This window comes from Streptomyces sp. NPDC023541 (genome assembly GCF_055559995.1).
The window spans coordinates 147,397-162,404 of sequence record NZ_JBVHJO010000006.1 but is presented as its reverse complement, the minus strand read 5'-3'; the positions used below and the strand labels follow the sequence as shown (position 1 = coordinate 162,404).

Here is a 15,008-nt window from a genome sequence, read left to right as displayed (position 1 = left end):
ATCAGCGGCGGCCGGGGCGCAGCGCGAGGCGCTCCGACTCCGACAGGCCGCCCCAGACCCCGAAGCGCTCGTCATTGGCCAGGGCGTACTCCAGGCACGCCGCCCGCCCCTCGCACGCCCCGCACAACCGCTTCGCCTCGCGCAATGAGGAGCCCGGCTCCGGGAAGAAGAAGCCCGGGCCGGTCTGGGCGCACAGGGCGAGTTCGTACCAGGCGGCGGTGTCGGTGGCTGCGGTAGAGGTGTTGATAGACATGCCGCAGATACTGCTCAGCGCGGATGGACGTCCGCTATACGCCTGATCAACATGACGCACGCCGCCGCTCCGAGAGCATCGCACCCCCCACTGACAGTGGCACGATGCGAAAGCATGACCGCACCGGTGGAAGCCGCCGGGCCGCAAGGCGATCAGTCCTCGTGCTTGGCCCGGCTGGGCTGGACGCGCTTCGGTTCGCCCGGCATCTTCGGGTAGTCCGGGGGGTACGGCATGTCGCCCAGGCCGTGTTCGTGTTCGTGGCGGGCGGCGAGTTCGAGTACGGAGTCCAGGGTGAAGGCGTGGTCGTCCATGTCCGCGTGCACGTCGCCCAGTTCCGCGAAGCGGGCCGGCATCGTCACGATGTCGAAGTCCCGCGGCTCGGCGTCGTCCACCTCGTCCCAGCGCAGGGGCGCGGAGACCGGGGCGTGCGGCCGCGGGCGGACCGAGTAGGCGGAGGCGATCGTGCGGTCGCGCGCCGTCTGGTTGTAGTCGACGAAGATCCGCTCTCCGCGCTCCTCCTTCCACCAAGCCGTCGTGACCTTGCCCGGCATGCGGCGCTCCAGTTCCCGGCCGAGGGCGATGGCGCACCGGCGGACCTCACTGAAGGTCCAGCGCGGCTCGATGGGGACGAAGACGTGCAGTCCCCGACCGCCGGAGGTCTTGGGCCAGCCGCGCAGGCCCAGCTCCTCCAGCAGGGCGCGCAGTTGGTGGGCGGCGGCCACCGCGTGGTGGTAGTCGGTGCCCGGCTGCGGGTCGAGGTCGATGCGCAGCTCGTCGGGCCGGTCGGTGTCCTGGCGGCGGACCGGCCAGGGGTGGAAAGTGAGGCAGCCCAGGTTGGCCGCCCACAGGACGGCGGCCGGCTCGGTCGGGCAGATCTCGTCGGCCGTACGGCCGCTCGGGAAGGCGATGTGGGCGGTCGGGATCCAGTCGGGGAGGTTCTTCGGGGCCCGCTTCTGGAAGAAGGACTCGCCCTCCACCCCGTCGGGATAGCGCTCCAGAGTCGTCGGCCGGTCGCGCAGAGCGCGAACGATGCCGTCCGCGACCGCCAGGTAGTACTCGGCGACGTGCCGCTTGGTGAGGCCCCGCTCCGGGAAGTAGACCTTGTCCGGGCTGGACAGCCGTACCGTCCGCCCGGCCGCCTCCAGCTCGATCGCATTGCCAGCAGCACCCATGTGCGCCACGGTAGGCGGGCCGGAGCGCGCGCGCATACCGGGCGGGTCAGGACGTACCACCGCAGAATCGAATGCATGGATCTGCCAGTGATGCCGCCGGTCAAACCGATGCTCGCCAAGTCAGTGGCGAAGATCCCGCCCGGCATGCAGTACGAGGCCAAGTGGGACGGCTTCCGGGCTGTCGTGCATCGCGACGGCGACGAGGTCGAGCTCAGCAGCCGCACGGGTAAGTCCTTGACCAGGTACTTTCCCGAGCTGGTGGAAGCCCTGAAGGCGAATCTGCCCAGCCGGTGCGTCGTGGACGGCGAGATCGTGATCGTCCATGGCGGGCGTCTGGACTTCGACCGGCTGACCGAGCGGATCCACCCCGCGCAGTCCCGTGTCGCCCTTCTGGCCCAGACCACCCCCGCCAGCTTCGTCGCCTTCGACCTGCTCGCCCTCGACGACGAGGCGCTCCTCGACACCCCGCTGACCGACCGCCGTACCGCCCTGGTCGCATCCCTGTCCACCGCTCGGCCCCCCGTTCATCTCGCGCCCGCGACCACCGACCCCGCGCTCGCGCAGGAGTGGTTCGACCGGTTCGAGGGCGCCGGGCTCGACGGAGTGATCGCCAAACCGCTCGATCTCCCCTACCGGCCCGACGCCCGCCTCATGTACAAGATCAAGCACGAACGTACCGCCGACGTCGTCGTCGCCGGTTTCCGTTTCCACAAGAGCGGTCCGATTGTCGGATCGCTCCTGCTCGGCCTCCACGACGCACAGGGCACGCTCCAGCACGTGGGTGTCTGCGCCGCTTTCCCCATGAAGCGCCGGGCCGAGCTGGTGGACGAGCTCGAACCCCTGCGGATGCCGGATCCGGCAGGGCACCCTTGGGCGGCCTGGGCCGAGGAGTCCGCGCACGAGAGCGCCCGGCTTCCCGGCGCGCAGAGCCGTTGGACCGGCAAGAAGGACCTCTCCTGGGTACCGCTGCGCCCGGAGCGCGTCATCGAGGTCGCCTACGACCACATGGAGGGGGACCGCTTCCGGCACACCGCCCAGTTCCGGCGCTGGCGGCCCGACCGGACCCCCGAGAGCTGCACCTACGCCCAGTTGGAGGAGGTCGTGGGCTACGACCTCGCCGAGGTGCTGGGCCCGTCCCCGGACGCCTGAGGCCGGGACCGGGACGGGGACCGGGACCGGAACATGGACCGGAACATGGACCGGGGCCGGGTCCCCGCGCGTCAGCCCGCCGTCAGCTCCTCCCACTCCTCCCGGTCCGGCCCCACCTCGTTCGGCGCGTAGTCCGGCCGCGCCGCCAGCCAGCGCACCACCCGGGCCCGGATCTCCGGGTCCGCGTACGCCCGCTCCGGAGGCTCGGCCAGGTGCCGGACCCGCGCCCGGGCGCGCATCACGTCGGGGTCCTCCAGCGCGCAGTCGAAGAGCGCGGCCACCTCGCGCGCCGTCCCCGTACGCCCCGCCCGCGTCGCGAAGCGCTCGCCTATGGCCGCGTCGGCGACCACCTGGAAGTCGAACCACGGCTTCAGGGTCCGCACCGCCCACTCGTGGTGCGTCAAGGCGAACCGGTCGGACCCCGGCTCCATGTGCGCCGTACGGGCCACCCTGCGCGCCGCCCACAGGGCGAGCGAGGTGCCCTGCCCCAGGGTCGGATTGGTGTGCGTGATCGAGTCCCCGACCGGCACCAGCCCCGTCACCACCGGACCCCGCTCGTCCACGAGCGCGCTCCAGCGGTTGTCCAGGCCGGCCGTGGCCAGTACGCCCGACAGTGGCTCCGCGCCGAGCGCCAGCCAGGCCTCACCGGGCGGGAAGGAACGTGCCGCCCGCTCGAAGACCGCGGGGTCGCGCAACGCCGACCGCGTGGCGTCCGCCGTGTGCACGAACAGCGTCACGGCGAAGACCCGGTTGTCGGCCGGGAAGACGGCGCACCCGGCGAAGGCCCCGCCGGTCACCGCCCAGGGCCGCCGCGGACCCTCCTCCATGCCCGCGGGCAGCCGGTACCAGCGGCAGAAGTACGCGAGCCCCGTCCGGTGCCGTTCCACGACGGGCGGCCGGCACCCCACCGCGCCGAGCCTGCGCTCGATGCCTCCGCGGCGGCCGCCCGCGTCCACCACGAGGTCCCCCTCGTAGCCGCCCGCCTCGGTGGTCACTCCCGTCACCCGGATCCCGGCGGCAGGTTCGCCCCCGGCCTGCGGGGCTGTGGCGAGTCCCGTGACCGGTTCCCCGTGGCGGACGACCGCTCCGGGCTCCGCGCGCAGCGCCGTGGCCAGCGCGCTCTCCAGCACGATGCGCCGCGCCTGCAGCATGACGAGGTCCTCGTCACCGGGCAGCGCGGGCGGCCGTACCTCGAACCAGTCCAGCTCGTGCCGCTCGCGCGCGCCGAGCCGGAGCATCTCCGCGTGGACGTCGGGCAGCTCGTCCCGCAGGACGTTGCGGGCGGCTCCCAACAGCGCGTGCGGCTGGACCGCCTGCGCCACGGTCGGCCGCCGCCAGCCGAAGAAGTCGCGGTCCAGCGCGGTGCCGGGGGCGCGCGTGTCGCGCTCGAAGAGCTCCGCCGTGTGTCCTCGCCGCGCCGCGAGCAGGGCGGTGGCGAGGCCGCCGATCCCTCCGCCGATGACCAGCACGTGTGCCATGGAGCGTCCCCCCGAACCGTTGGACCGTACGACGATCACACCGCCCAGAGCCTGCGCGTACGGAGAGGGGCCGAAACCCGCACACATGTCCGCCGCGTCGAGCCCCCGCCCGCGCCCACGACCGCGCCGCCGTCCGCCCGGTCAGCCGTGGACCGTACCCGCGGCCCCGCCCGCCGCCGCGCCCGCGCGGTGGGCCTCCAGCGCCCGCCGGGTCTCCGCCTCGATCAGGTCGGCGTTGATCGCGGCGGCTGCCTGCGCGCCCTGAGCGGCCGCCCCCGCGACCTTCTCCAGCGGCGCGGTCACGTTGCCCGCCACCCAGACCCCGCGAAGCGCCGTGGCCCCGGTGGCCGGGTCGGATTCGACGCTACGGCCGATCGCGTGCCCGTCCCGCGTCATGCCCGTGGTCGGCAGGCCCAGGCTGCTCAGGACCCCCGAACGGGCCGTGAACCGCGGGGCCACCACCAGCGCCCGGCACTCCACCGCCTCCCTGCCGGCCAGGGTGACCGCGGTCAGCCGGTCGTCCTCGACGACCAGGCCGGTCACCTCGCCCTCGATCACCCGGATCCCCAGGGCCGCCGCCAGCTCCCGGTCCTCCTCGCCCAGCGGCCAGGTGTGCGCCAGCAGCGTGGTCCGCTCGCTCCAGTGCCGCCACATCTGCGCCTGGTGCACGGCGAGCGGCCCGTCGGCCAGCACCGCGACCGGCCGGTCCCGGACCTCCCAGCCGTGGCAGTACGGGCAGTGCAGCACGTCCCGCCCCCAGCGCGCCCCGAGCCCCGGCACCGCCGGCAGCTCGTCCACCAGGCCGGTGGCGACCAGCAGCCGCCCCGCCCGCACGGTCGAGCCGTCCCCGCAGCGAACCAGGAAGCCCCCGTCGGACAGCCGGTCCGCGGCGACGGCCGTGCCCGGCCGGATCCGCCCGCCGTAGCGCTCCACCTCCGCCCGCCCCTTGGCGAGCAGCGCCGCCGGGCTCTCGCCGTCCAGGCCGAGGTAGCCGTGCATGTGCGCCGCCGGGGCGTTGCGCGGGCTGCCGGAGTCGATCACCAGTACCGAACGGCGGGCCCGGACCAGGGTGAGCGCCCCGGCGAGTCCGGCCGCGCCGCCACCGACGACGACCACGTCGAACGGTTCTTCTTGTGCGTTGTCCATGTCCTCTGCGTTGTCCATGTCCTCTGTGTTGTCCATGTCCGCGAGGGTCCGCCCGAAGCTGCCATTTGACAAATGCTCTTGCCGAAGCGGCAAATGGAGTCATGGCTCCCGAGAAGCAGGACGAGGAACTCGCCGACGTGCTCACCGCCGTGGGCCCGCGGCTGCGGGCCCTGCGCCGCCGGCGCGGCACCACGCTGGCCCAGCTCAGCGAAACCACCGGGATCTCCCTCTCCACCCTCTCCCGGCTGGAGTCCGGGCAGCGCAGGCCGACACTGGAGCTGCTGCTGCCGCTGGCCAAGGCGCACCGGGTGGCGCTGGACGAGCTGGTCGGCGCGCCGGAGACGGGTGATCCCCGGGTCCGCCCGCGCCCCTTCGTCCGGCACGGCCACACTTACGTACCCCTGACCCGCAACTTCGGCGGGGTGCACGCCTTCAAACAGATCCTCCCGCCCGTCGAAGGCCCCCCGACCGTACCCGAACTGAAGGTCCACGAAGGATACGAGTGGCTGTACGTGCTGTCGGGGCGTGTCCGGCTGCTGCTCGGGGAACACGACCTCGTGCTCGACCCCGGAGAGGCCGCCGAGTTCGACACCCGTACGCCGCACGCCTTCTTCAACGCCGGTCCGCAGCCTGCCGAGTTCCTCAGCCTCTTCGGCCCCCAGGGCGAGCGGATCCACGTTCGCGCCCGTCCCGCCACTCCTCCGGAAGGACGTCCATGACCACCACAGGCGATCGCCCCGAACACCCCGAGCGCGAGCGTCCCGAACGGGCCGTTCCCCAGCCGAACGCCGTCGTCGGCGTCGGTCTCGTCGTCATCGGCCACGACGGCCGCGTGCTGCTCGGCCAGGCGCACGACGGCCGTTGGGAACTGCCCGGCGGCAAGGTCGACCCCGGAGAGGGCTTCGAGCAGGCCGCCGCCCGGGAACTCGCCGAGGAGACGGACCTGCGGGTGGCCCCCGAGGGCGTGCGCGTCCTGTCCGTCCACATCGAGGCGAAGTCCGGCCTGACCCGGCTGACGGCTGCCGCCGTCACCACCATGGCGGAGGGCGTGCCCGCCGTCACCGAACCCCACAAGATCGCCCGCTGGGAGTGGTTCGCGCCCGCCGAGATCCCGCCGGCGCTGTACGCCCCCTCGGCTGCGGTGCTCCGCGCCTGGCGCCCCGACCTCACGGAACTGCCGGACGTCCCCTCGTACGACTATCCGGCGACCGGTCGGGCTCCGAGCGCCTGAGGCCTGGGGGCCTCTCAAGCCCGCATGCCGGAGCAGTCGGCCTGCCCCCGGAGCCCGGCTCCCCGGCCCTGTACGACGCGCGCGCCGCGTCGCGCCCGCGCTCAAGAAGATCTACCCGGCCGCGCTTCAGGCCTCGGTGGAACGCGCGGCCGAGGCGCTCGGGGTCAACGCACCCGAGCTGTCGGCATCCCTGGACGCCCAGCCAGCTGGGCCCGGACGCCGCAGGAGATGCCGGCGATCGCCCTCTCCCGCCCGCCACGTCGTACGAGTACAGCAACACCAACCACGCGCGGTTCGGGGCGGCCCCGCCGACCAGGCGGGACTTCGACGACACGACCTAGCCCGCCGCTGCGGCCGTGACCACCGTCATCGCCACCACGGCGGCCTGCATGTCGCGGATGGCCTTGCGGACGCTCTCGGCCGCCCACTGGCCGTCGGCTATCTCCGCCATCCTGGGGCTCACCGACCCGGGCCTGTGGTGGGGAAAGGCCAGTCGGTGCAGCTTCGCCGCGTGAAGCAGGGCGATGAGGCCGGCCGTGCGCTCGTCCGGCTCGGCGCGCTCCAGGACGGCCGCGGTGAGCCGCTCCCGCAGGGCGCGCTCGACCCTCCCGTCGGCCTCGGGGTAGCGGCGCTGGGGGAACATCCCCAGCACCTTGTGTTCCCGCTGTGCCACCAGCCCGCGCTCGCCGAGGCGTTCCAGCACCGGAGCGACCGCCTTCATGTAGTCCTTCGACAGCCATTGCGACACCCGGCGCCGGCTGAGGCCGCGCAGCCAGGTCTCGATCAGCCGGATCCGGCCGTCGAGCAGCGGCTCCCCGGTCGGCTCGGTGCTCCTGAGCTCCAGGTGCTTCCCCGAGATCGACACCCGTTCCGCCAGGACCAGTTCGAGCAGGATCGCCCCCGCCAGCGCCGGTGCCACCGACTGGCGCTGCCTCACCACCCCGGACTCGTCGTCCAGGGACAGGAGCATGATCTCCTCGGCCAGCGTGATCGTGATCCCCATGTGCGTCGCCCCCAGGTCCTCCTGCGTCTCGAAGGGAAGGACGAGGGGAGACCACCCGGAGTTCCACACCGACCAGCGTGATCGACAAGGCAACCGCCGGACAGCCCTCAGTGCCGCACGGCCACCTTCGGTGCGAAGTTGCCCTCGCCCAGGTCCTCGGCCAGCAGTCGCTTGGCGATCGCGTCCGCCGCGACCCGCAGTTCGGCGCTGCGCGGCCGGCCCCGGTCCTTCTCCAGCCGGTCGCCGAGCCACCGGGCCCACGCCGCCGAGATGACGTCGGCCTCCCGCTGCCCGGCAGCCGTGAGGCTGAAGAAGGCGCCCTCCCGGGAGAGGAAGCCCTCCTCCACCATCCGGTCGAACACCGGGAGCAGTACCTCCGGCGGGAGCGAACGCCGCCCGGCGACCAGGCCGATGGTGGAGTAGCCGATCGTCCTGGTCATCAGCTCCACCTGCATCACCGTCCACGCGCCCGCGATGTCAAGCCGGGTGTCGGAGGATTCGACGATCGCCCGCGCCGTGTCCGCCCCCATGTTCCGTACGAGCTTGCCGACCGCCAGCTCAAGCAGCTTGGCCGAGTCCCCGGAGGCCGTGGCCGGCGAGCCGAAGCCGTCGCCCATGTCGGTGGAGCCTGCCCGGGCGCTGTCGCGCAGTTTGACCTGCTTGAGGAAGAGCGCCACGACGAACCCGAACACCGCCACCGGCACGGTCCACAGGAACACCGTGTGCAGGGCTTCCGCGTACGCCTCGATGACCGGTGTCGCGGCGGCCGGATCGAGCCGGTGCACTCCCTGCGGGGTCGAGGCGGCCTCGGCCAGGGCCGCCGGGTCCTGACCGGTGGCCGTCGCCGCCTGCGCGACCGCCGCTTCCAGCGACGGCCCCAGGTGGTTGGCGTAGATCGTGCCGAAGACCGCCGTCCCGAAGGCGCTGCCCAGCGTACGGAAGAAGGTGACCCCGGAGGTGGCCGTGCCGAGGTCGGCGTAGTCGACGGTGTTCTGCACGGCGATCGTCAGCACCTGCATGGACAGGCCGATGCCGACACCGAGCACGAACATGTAGAGCGACTCCAGCAGGGTGCTGGTCCCCGGATGCATCCGCGACAGCAGGTACAGGCCGACGCCCATGACCGCGTTGCCGACGATCGGGAAGATCCGGTACTGGCCGGTCCTGCTGACGACGTTGCCGCTGAAGACGGAGGCGAGCAGCAGCCCGAAGACCATGGGCAGGGTCCGGACGCCCGAGATCGTGGCCGAGTCCCCGTCGACGTACTGGAGGTAGGTCGGCAGGAACGTCATCGCGCCGAGCATCGCGAACCCGACGACGAAGCTCAGCACGGAGCACACGGCGAAGACCGGGTTGCGGAAGAGCCGCATCGGGATCGTCGGCTCGACGGCGCGCGTCTCGGCCAGGCAGAACAGCGCCAGCGCGACCGCACCGCCCGCGAACAGGCCGATGATCACGGGCGAGGTCCAGGCGTACTCGTTGCCGCCCCAGCTCGTGGCCAGGATCAGGGCGCTGGAACCGATCGCCACCAGGGCGATGCCCAGGTAGTCGATGACCGGCTTGCCCGAGGCGCGTACCACCGGGATCGTCCTGGCGGCCGCCACGACCACCAGGATGGCGATCGGGACGTTGACGTAGAAGCACCACCGCCAGGTCAGCTGGTCGGTGAAGAAGCCGCCGAGCAGCGGCCCGATGACGGTGGCGACGCCGAACACTGCGCCGATCATGCCCTGGTACTTGCCGCGTTCACGCAGCGGCACGACGTCGGCGATCAGGGCCATCGCGGTGACCATCAGGCCGCCGGCCCCGACGCCCTGGACGCCGCGCCACACGATCAGGAACGTCATGTTGCTGGACAGGCCGCACAGGAAGGAGCCGCTGATGAAGACGATGGCGGAGGTCTGGAAGACCAGTTTCCGGCCGAAGAGGTCACCGAACTTGCCGACCAGGACCGTCGCCACCGTCTCCGCGAGCAGGTAGGACGTCACCACCCACGACATGTGGTCGCCGCCGCCCAGGTCCCCCACGATCGTGGGCAGGGCCGTTCCGACGATCGTCTGGTCGAGTGCCGCCAACAGCACGCCCAGCATGATGGTGCCGAAGATGACGTTGCGCCGCCGCCGGTCGAGCACGGGAGGCGTCGCGACTGCGGCGGGGGCAGTGGTCACATCTCGCACTCTCACAGGCCGCCCGCCGCGCCGCATGCGGCGCTGGGCCGTCGGAGGGACCCGCACCGCGCCCGCCGCGGCGACCGGCGGGGCGGATCAGCGCAGGTGGGCCAGGCCCGGATGGGCCTGCGCGTAGCCGTCCAGCAGCCGCCGGGCCACCGCCACGGAGTCGACCAGCGGGTGGAGCGCGAAGGCCTTCACGGCGTCCGCCCGCGAACCGCTCGCGGCCGCCGCCAGGATCTCCCGCTCCACGGCCTTGACGGCCGTCACCAGCCCCACCGCGTGCAGCGGCAGCTGCTCGACGCCCACGGGGTGGGCGCCGTTCGCGTCCACCAGACAGGGCACCTCGATGACCGCCGCGGCGTCCAGGACGGAGAGCGTCGAGCCGTTGCGGACGTTCAGGATCAGCGTGGCCCGCTCGTCCCGGGCGATGGCGCGCATCAGTGCCAGGGCCACCTTCTCGTAGCCGCCGGACTCCAGGTCGCTCTCGTCGCGCTCGCCCACTCCGGCCGCCTCGCGGTTCTCGGCCATGTACGTGGCTTCGCGCTCGGCCCGGGTCCGGTCCCAGGCGGCCAGGGCCGCCCCGGCGGGCAGCCCGGCCCGGCCGGCCTCGGCGTAGAAGCCGCGCTGCTGGTCGCGCAGGAAGGCCCCGCGGGTCTGCCCTGCCTCCTGGTACGCCCGTACGGTGTCACGGTTGAAGTAGTAGTAGTGGAGGTACTCGTTGGGGATCGCGCCGAGCGAGCGCAGCCACTCGGCGCCGAAGAGGCGGCCCTCCTCGAAGGACTCCAGCGCCTTGGTGTCGGCCAGCAGCCGCGGCAGCTCGTCCCGGCCGCCGATGCGCAGGCCGCGTACCCAGCCGAGGTGGTTGAGGCCCACGTAGTCGATCCAGGCCTCTTCGGGGCGGGCTCCGAGCAGCCGGGCGATGCGCCGGCCGAGGCCGACCGGCGAGTCGCAGATGCCGATCACCCGGTCGCCGAGCTCCTCGGCCATGGCCTCGGTGACCAGGCCGGCCGGATTGGTGAAGTTGATGACCCAGGCCTCGGGGGCCACGCGGGCGATCCTGCGGGCGATCGCACGGGCCACCGGAACGGTCCGCAGTCCGTACGCGACCCCGCCCGCGCCCACCGTCTCCTGGCCCAGCACCCCCTCGGCCAGGGCGACGCGCTCGTCCGCGGCGCGCCCGTCGAGGCCGCCGACCCGAATGGCGGAAAAGACGAAGTCGGCCCCCCTCAGGGCCTCGTCGAGGTCCCGGGCGGCCGTGACGGCCGGGGCGTCGGGCACCGCTGCGGCCGCGGCCAGGTCGGCGAGGACGCGGGTCATGGCGGCGAGCCGCGCGGGATCCTCGTCGTAGAGCGTCACATGGGACACCCGCCCCTCGGCGTGGTCCCCGAGCAGTGCTCCGTAGACGAGCGGTACCCGGAAGCCGCCTCCGCCGAGGATCGTCAGCCGCACGCCCCTACCGCCCTTCGCCAGTGCAGATTCCGGTGCCGGTGCCGGTGCGGATGCCCGTACCGGCGGCAGTACCCGTAACCCGTACCACCACCCGCGCTCCCGCCGGCGCCAGTGCCACGATCGGTGACACGGCCCGTGTCACGATCGGCGACACGGATCCCGGCCGGCGGCTGCTTCCGCCCGCAGGAACCAGTCTGCCCCGGCCGGTCAGTCGCCCAGCGACGGCACGGCGCGCAGCCTGGCGCCCTGCGGCGGGTAGGTGACGGCCGCGCCACCCCGTCCGGGGCCCGTCGGCACGCCCTGCGGCCCGGACAGGATGAGGGTGATCCGGGTCAGCCCCATCTCGTCCAGCATGCGGCTGGTCTCGGCCACCATCCGGCAGCGCACCAGGCCCCACCGCGGGTCGGGATGGCGCACGGTGCGCACCGCCCCGTCCTGCTCGGCGGCCTCCGGCCCGCGCTTGCTCAGCCAGTGGGGGACGCCGTAGCGGTAGGCCGCCTCCATGAACGGGTCACGGGCCACCTCCTGGCGGATGCTGCACAGCCCCTCGTCCTCCGGGGCTTCGGCGAGCGCCGCCGCGAACTGGGCGAGCAGCGGTACGCACCAGGCCGGTTCGTGGTCCTCCAGCACGGCCGCGGCGTCCGGGTGGAACAGCGCGAAGCGCAGGAAGTTGTCGTCCGGCAGGGCCGTCGGGTGGGGCCGTACGGACTGGAAGAGCTGGTCGAAGGCGGAATTGGTGAGGGCGACGTCCCACCGGTGGTCCACCAGGAAGCTCGGGTAGGGCACGGCTTCCATGAGGGCCGCGTAGTCGCACAGGTAGTCGCGCTGCGCCGGGTCCTCGGGGAGCCGGTTCTCGTCGGAGGCCCGCCACGTGGGCGGCGGGTCGCGGTCGACCATGACGCGGAAGAGCCAGAAGCACTGCCGCTCGCTCATCTCCAGGGCTTCGGCCAGGGCGAGGAGCTTGCGGTCCGTCCACTCCTTCACCAGGCCGCGTTCCCAGTTGCCGTACGCACGCACGCTGATGCGCAGCCGGGCGGCGAGGTCCTCCTGGCTCAGCCCCAGCTCTTCGCGGCGCTGGCGCAAAATCTCCTTGCGTCGCTCCGACCGTACGGCGCCGCGCGCGGACTCCTCGCCCGCCAGGCGTTCCTCACCGGCTCGGGCGAGGCCATCGGACGGGCCCACCGCTGCGAGATGTGGCACTGAGAGCTCCCCCTCCTCCGGTCTGGATCTTCATTTCCGTGTGGCGATCCTGCTACCGACTTCATTCGAGTGTCAACTATTGTGGCAATTCCAGCCTCTTGACAGCTCATTCCCGCCACAGCTGTGGCACGTTCTAGCCCTTCCGCGCGAGAGCGGCTAGATTCCAGAAGCCGACCATGTGCCGTACCGACTTCGCGCGATCTAGGAGAACCACTGGTGACAGACGGCTTCCCGGCTCCCGTCGCGGTGGCCGACGCACCCCTGGCCGCGACCATCACCCGCGTCGCCGAACTCGCGGGCAAGATGGGCCGCGAGCTGAACCAGGTCTTCGACCTGCGACGCCTCTCGGAGGCTTCGGGCGTGCCCACGGATGTGGTGAAGACGCTGCTCGAAGGCAGGCCGGCCGGCGAACCCGACCTCCAGGCCCGCTTCCTGCAGCGCCTCGACCTGCTCCGGCGCACCCGCGTCAAGGCGAACGGCCGACGCTACACGCAACAGGAGATCGCCGACGGCGCCGGCATGTCGAGGCAGCAGGCGGGGGCCCTGATCAACGGTGATCGCCGCCCCACCATGGAGCATTGCGACGCGATCCAGCGCTTCTTCGGGGTGCACGCCGGGTTCCTCACGGCCCACGACGCCGACGCCCTCACCGACGCGCTCCAGCGGACCGAACAGCAGCTGCTCCAGGACTACGCGGGGCGCGCGCGGGAAACCGTACCGGCCTCGGCCGCATCGGCGGGCGATCCGCTGGCAAGACTCCTGCAGAACCATGGTGTACGGGGTATCGCCTGGCGCGCTGCCCAACTGCCCAGCGACAAGCACCGGGACAAGGTGACCGAATGGCTGGACATGCTCCTCGAAAGCGTAAAACCGAACGAGTCCTGACCCAGTCGAAAGTCTGGGTCTGATCCTTGAGTCCTGATCCGGATCCGCGCCGACGGGGAGAACGGTGAGCATAGGCAGAGAGCAGCGGCGGTTGTGCGGGGAGCTGGTGGCCGGCATCCGGCTGACCGCCCCCGTGGAACCCGTGGACCTCTACGCTGCCCTCTGTGAGGGCATGAGCAGACACCGCGGCCGACGGGTCGACTTCCGGATGGCCTCCTTCCCGCCCCGGACGGCCAGCGGTCTGTGGCTCGACATGGCGGACCGCGATCTCGTGGTCATCGAGGAGCGCACCGCACCCGATCACCAACTGGTCATCCTGGGCCACGAGCTGTGGCACATGAAGGCCGGCCACTGCAGCCACCACGTCGACGGCGCCGCCGTCGCCGCGCGGCTGCTGTCCGACGAGGCCGACATCGGCGAGACGGTCCGCCGCGTCGCCGCGCGTACGCGTGCCGACGTCCAGGAGGAGACCGAGGCCGAGACCTTCGGTTTACTGCTGGGCAGCCGCTGCCGGAACTGGCTGGCCGGGTCGGCGGGCCATCGGGCCCCCGTCCAGCGCGATGACCTGGCGGGCCGGATCGAGGCCTCGCTCGGCTACCGGGGACTGAGGAACGACCGTTGACCGGTGAGGACTACTACATCCCGGCAGCGGCGATGGCGATCTCCCTCGCCTTCAAGCTGCCGGCCCTGCGGCACAACTGGCGCGACCCGCTCCTGCGCTCGGTCGTCGCCCTGCTGGCCCTGGCGGGAGCGGTGTTCTCCTTCGCCGCTCCGCCCACCATCGCGGCGGTCAACCGCTGGACCGGGGTCGTCAACTTCTCCGCCCCGCTGGTGTACTGCCTGATCACCGCCTTCAGCGCCTCCTGCCTGGTTCTGATGGTCAACTGGCGGGGCGGGCCGGCCGAGCGGACCAAGCGCGTCTCGCGCCGCTGGATCCTCGGCTACAGCATCGTGATCGTGGCCCTCGTCGTGTTGTTCGCCCTCGGTGAGACCCCCGAGGAACGCCTGCGGGACTTCGACACCTTCTACGCGAACACCCCCTACGTCGGCCACATGATCGCCCTCTACCTGCTGGCGCACCACGTGGCGGCGGTGGTGATGGTGGTCCTGTGCTGGCGCTGGTCGCTCCAGGTGCGCGGCTGGCTGCGGATCGGGCTGATGATCATCGTCGCCGGCTACCTGTTCAACCTCGGCTACGACGCCACGAAGATGACCGCCGTCGTCGCCCGCTGGCTCGGCCACGACCTGGACGGCCTGAGCACCTACGTGGCCCCGCCGCTCGCCTCCCTGGGCGCGCTGATCAGCGCGATGGGCTTCGTGGTGCCGCTCGTCTGCCAGCGGCTCTCGGACCACTGGCAGACCTGGGCGACTTACCGCCGGCTCGGCCCGCTGTGGCAGGAGGTGCAGATCTCCGCCCCCGTCGGGACGCCCTCCGTGCAGATGGCCTGGTGGACGGCCGGGGAACTGCGCGTGATCCAGCGGGAGTCCGACATCCACGACGGGTTCTTGCACCTCGGCCCCTACTTCGACAAGGGCCTGCGCGACGACGCCTACGACACCGCCGTCGCCGACGGCGCCGACGAGGAGACCGCCCGCGCCGTCGCCGACGCGGCCATGGTCGCGGCCGCCGTACGGGCCCGCTCGGCGGACCCGGAGGGAAAGATCATCGGCGAGGACGAGGAGACCCTGCCCGCCGCCTCCGACGGGCCGCGCGATCTGCTGCGGATCTCCGACGCCCTGCGGCGTTCGCCGGTGGTACAGGCGGCCCGGCGGCACGCCACGGTCTAGGCCGAGTCGTCAAAGTCCCGCCCGGCAGGCGGGACTTTGACGGCACTCCCCAGGGGATGCCGGCCGGGGCCCCGACGGGGAAG

The 15,008-nt window shown here is 72.3% G+C and carries 14 protein-coding genes; 6 read left to right on the top strand and 8 right to left on the bottom strand.

Translation table 11 applies throughout. The features are described from left to right. Position 1 precedes the first annotated feature (1 nt). Both ACZ3X1_RS17110 and ligD read right to left on the bottom strand, forming a co-directional pair. Entirely contained in the window at positions 2-253 is a 252-nt protein-coding gene (locus ACZ3X1_RS17110; RefSeq protein WP_356811899.1) for a WhiB family transcriptional regulator, read from the bottom strand. A gap of 152 nt (positions 254-405) precedes the next feature. Next, positions 406-1,425 (bottom strand): non-homologous end-joining DNA ligase, encoded by a 1,020-nt coding sequence (gene ligD, locus ACZ3X1_RS17105; RefSeq protein WP_356811898.1) that lies wholly within the window; start codon positions 1,423-1,425, stop codon positions 406-408. Positions 1,426-1,500: 75 nt separating this feature from the next. Here ligD and ACZ3X1_RS17100 point away from each other — a divergent pair, with 75 nt between their 5' ends. After that, on the top strand, positions 1,501-2,574 hold the full coding sequence (locus ACZ3X1_RS17100) for an ATP-dependent DNA ligase (protein ID WP_362623337.1): 1,074 nt from the start codon (positions 1,501-1,503) through the stop codon (positions 2,572-2,574). A 71-nt stretch (positions 2,575-2,645) separates the two neighbouring features. Here the strand turns inward: ACZ3X1_RS17100 and ACZ3X1_RS17095 are convergent, their stop codons facing one another. After that, a complete protein-coding gene (locus ACZ3X1_RS17095; RefSeq protein ID WP_467280124.1) occupies positions 2,646-4,052 on the bottom strand; it encodes an NAD(P)-binding protein in 1,407 nt (468 codons plus the stop codon). Between the two features lie 141 nt (positions 4,053-4,193). Beyond that, a complete protein-coding gene (locus tag ACZ3X1_RS17090) occupies positions 4,194-5,234 on the bottom strand; it encodes an NAD(P)/FAD-dependent oxidoreductase (RefSeq protein ID WP_467280123.1) in 1,041 nt (346 codons plus the stop codon). Positions 5,235-5,299: 65 nt separating this feature from the next. Here ACZ3X1_RS17090 and ACZ3X1_RS17085 point away from each other — a divergent pair, with 65 nt between their 5' ends. Next, positions 5,300-5,917 (top strand): helix-turn-helix domain-containing protein, encoded by a 618-nt coding sequence (locus tag ACZ3X1_RS17085; protein ID WP_356811895.1) that lies wholly within the window; start codon positions 5,300-5,302, stop codon positions 5,915-5,917. Next, complete coding sequence (locus ACZ3X1_RS17080; protein ID WP_356811894.1) at positions 5,914-6,429, top strand: nucleotide triphosphate diphosphatase NUDT15; 516 nt, start codon at positions 5,914-5,916, stop codon at positions 6,427-6,429. Before ACZ3X1_RS17085 ends, ACZ3X1_RS17080 begins: the two co-directional genes overlap by 4 nt. A 337-nt stretch (positions 6,430-6,766) precedes the next feature. Here the strand turns inward: ACZ3X1_RS17080 and ACZ3X1_RS17075 are convergent, their stop codons facing one another. The 4 genes from ACZ3X1_RS17075 to ACZ3X1_RS17060 form a co-directional block, all read right to left on the bottom strand. After that, positions 6,767-7,432 (bottom strand): GOLPH3/VPS74 family protein, encoded by a 666-nt coding sequence (locus ACZ3X1_RS17075; protein ID WP_467280122.1) that lies wholly within the window; start codon positions 7,430-7,432, stop codon positions 6,767-6,769. 107 nt (positions 7,433-7,539) lie between these two features. Then, positions 7,540-9,636: an MDR family MFS transporter gene (locus tag ACZ3X1_RS17070; RefSeq protein ID WP_467280315.1), complete on the bottom strand. Its 2,097-nt coding sequence runs from the start codon at positions 9,634-9,636 to the stop codon at positions 7,540-7,542. Between the two features lie 60 nt (positions 9,637-9,696). After that, positions 9,697-11,052 (bottom strand): 6-phospho-beta-glucosidase, encoded by a 1,356-nt coding sequence (locus tag ACZ3X1_RS17065; RefSeq protein WP_356811891.1) that lies wholly within the window; start codon positions 11,050-11,052, stop codon positions 9,697-9,699. A 207-nt stretch (positions 11,053-11,259) separates the two neighbouring features. Next, positions 11,260-12,252, bottom strand: a complete 993-nt coding sequence (locus ACZ3X1_RS17060) for a helix-turn-helix domain-containing protein (RefSeq protein WP_362623361.1) — start codon at positions 12,250-12,252, stop codon at positions 11,260-11,262. Positions 12,253-12,468: 216 nt separating this feature from the next. On the opposite strand from ACZ3X1_RS17060, the gene ACZ3X1_RS17055 reads away from it, so the two are divergent. The 3 genes from ACZ3X1_RS17055 (at position 12,469) to ACZ3X1_RS17045 (ending at position 14,925) form a co-directional block, all read left to right on the top strand. Continuing rightward, complete coding sequence (locus tag ACZ3X1_RS17055; protein WP_030825642.1) at positions 12,469-13,137, top strand: helix-turn-helix domain-containing protein; 669 nt, start codon at positions 12,469-12,471, stop codon at positions 13,135-13,137. A 64-nt stretch (positions 13,138-13,201) separates the two neighbouring features. Then, positions 13,202-13,759, top strand: a complete 558-nt coding sequence (locus ACZ3X1_RS17050) for a hypothetical protein (RefSeq protein ID WP_030030910.1) — start codon at positions 13,202-13,204, stop codon at positions 13,757-13,759. After that, positions 13,756-14,925: an MAB_1171c family putative transporter gene (locus ACZ3X1_RS17045; RefSeq protein WP_356811889.1), complete on the top strand. Its 1,170-nt coding sequence runs from the start codon at positions 13,756-13,758 to the stop codon at positions 14,923-14,925. Before ACZ3X1_RS17050 ends, ACZ3X1_RS17045 begins: the two co-directional genes overlap by 4 nt. Positions 14,926-15,008: the final 83 nt, after the last annotated feature.

Coding starts and splice junctions, on each gene's coding strand:
- ACZ3X1_RS17075 (WP_467280122.1), bottom strand. CDS start 7,432: ATGGGGATCACGATCACGCTGGCCGAGGAGATCATGCTCCTGTCCCTG.
- ACZ3X1_RS17095 (WP_467280124.1), bottom strand. CDS start 4,052: ATGGCACACGTGCTGGTCATCGGCGGAGGGATCGGCGGCCTCGCCACC.
- ACZ3X1_RS17110 (WP_356811899.1), bottom strand. CDS start 253: ATGTCTATCAACACCTCTACCGCAGCCACCGACACCGCCGCCTGGTAC.
- ACZ3X1_RS17100 (WP_362623337.1), top strand. CDS start 1,501: ATGGATCTGCCAGTGATGCCGCCGGTCAAACCGATGCTCGCCAAGTCA.
- ACZ3X1_RS17070 (WP_467280315.1), bottom strand. CDS start 9,636: ATGCGGCGCGGCGGGCGGCCTGTGAGAGTGCGAGATGTGACCACTGCC.
- ACZ3X1_RS17085 (WP_356811895.1), top strand. CDS start 5,300: ATGGCTCCCGAGAAGCAGGACGAGGAACTCGCCGACGTGCTCACCGCC.
- ligD (WP_356811898.1), bottom strand. CDS start 1,425: ATGGGTGCTGCTGGCAATGCGATCGAGCTGGAGGCGGCCGGGCGGACG.
- ACZ3X1_RS17080 (WP_356811894.1), top strand. CDS start 5,914: ATGACCACCACAGGCGATCGCCCCGAACACCCCGAGCGCGAGCGTCCC.
- ACZ3X1_RS17090 (WP_467280123.1), bottom strand. CDS start 5,234: ATGGACAACACAGAGGACATGGACAACGCAGAGGACATGGACAACGCA.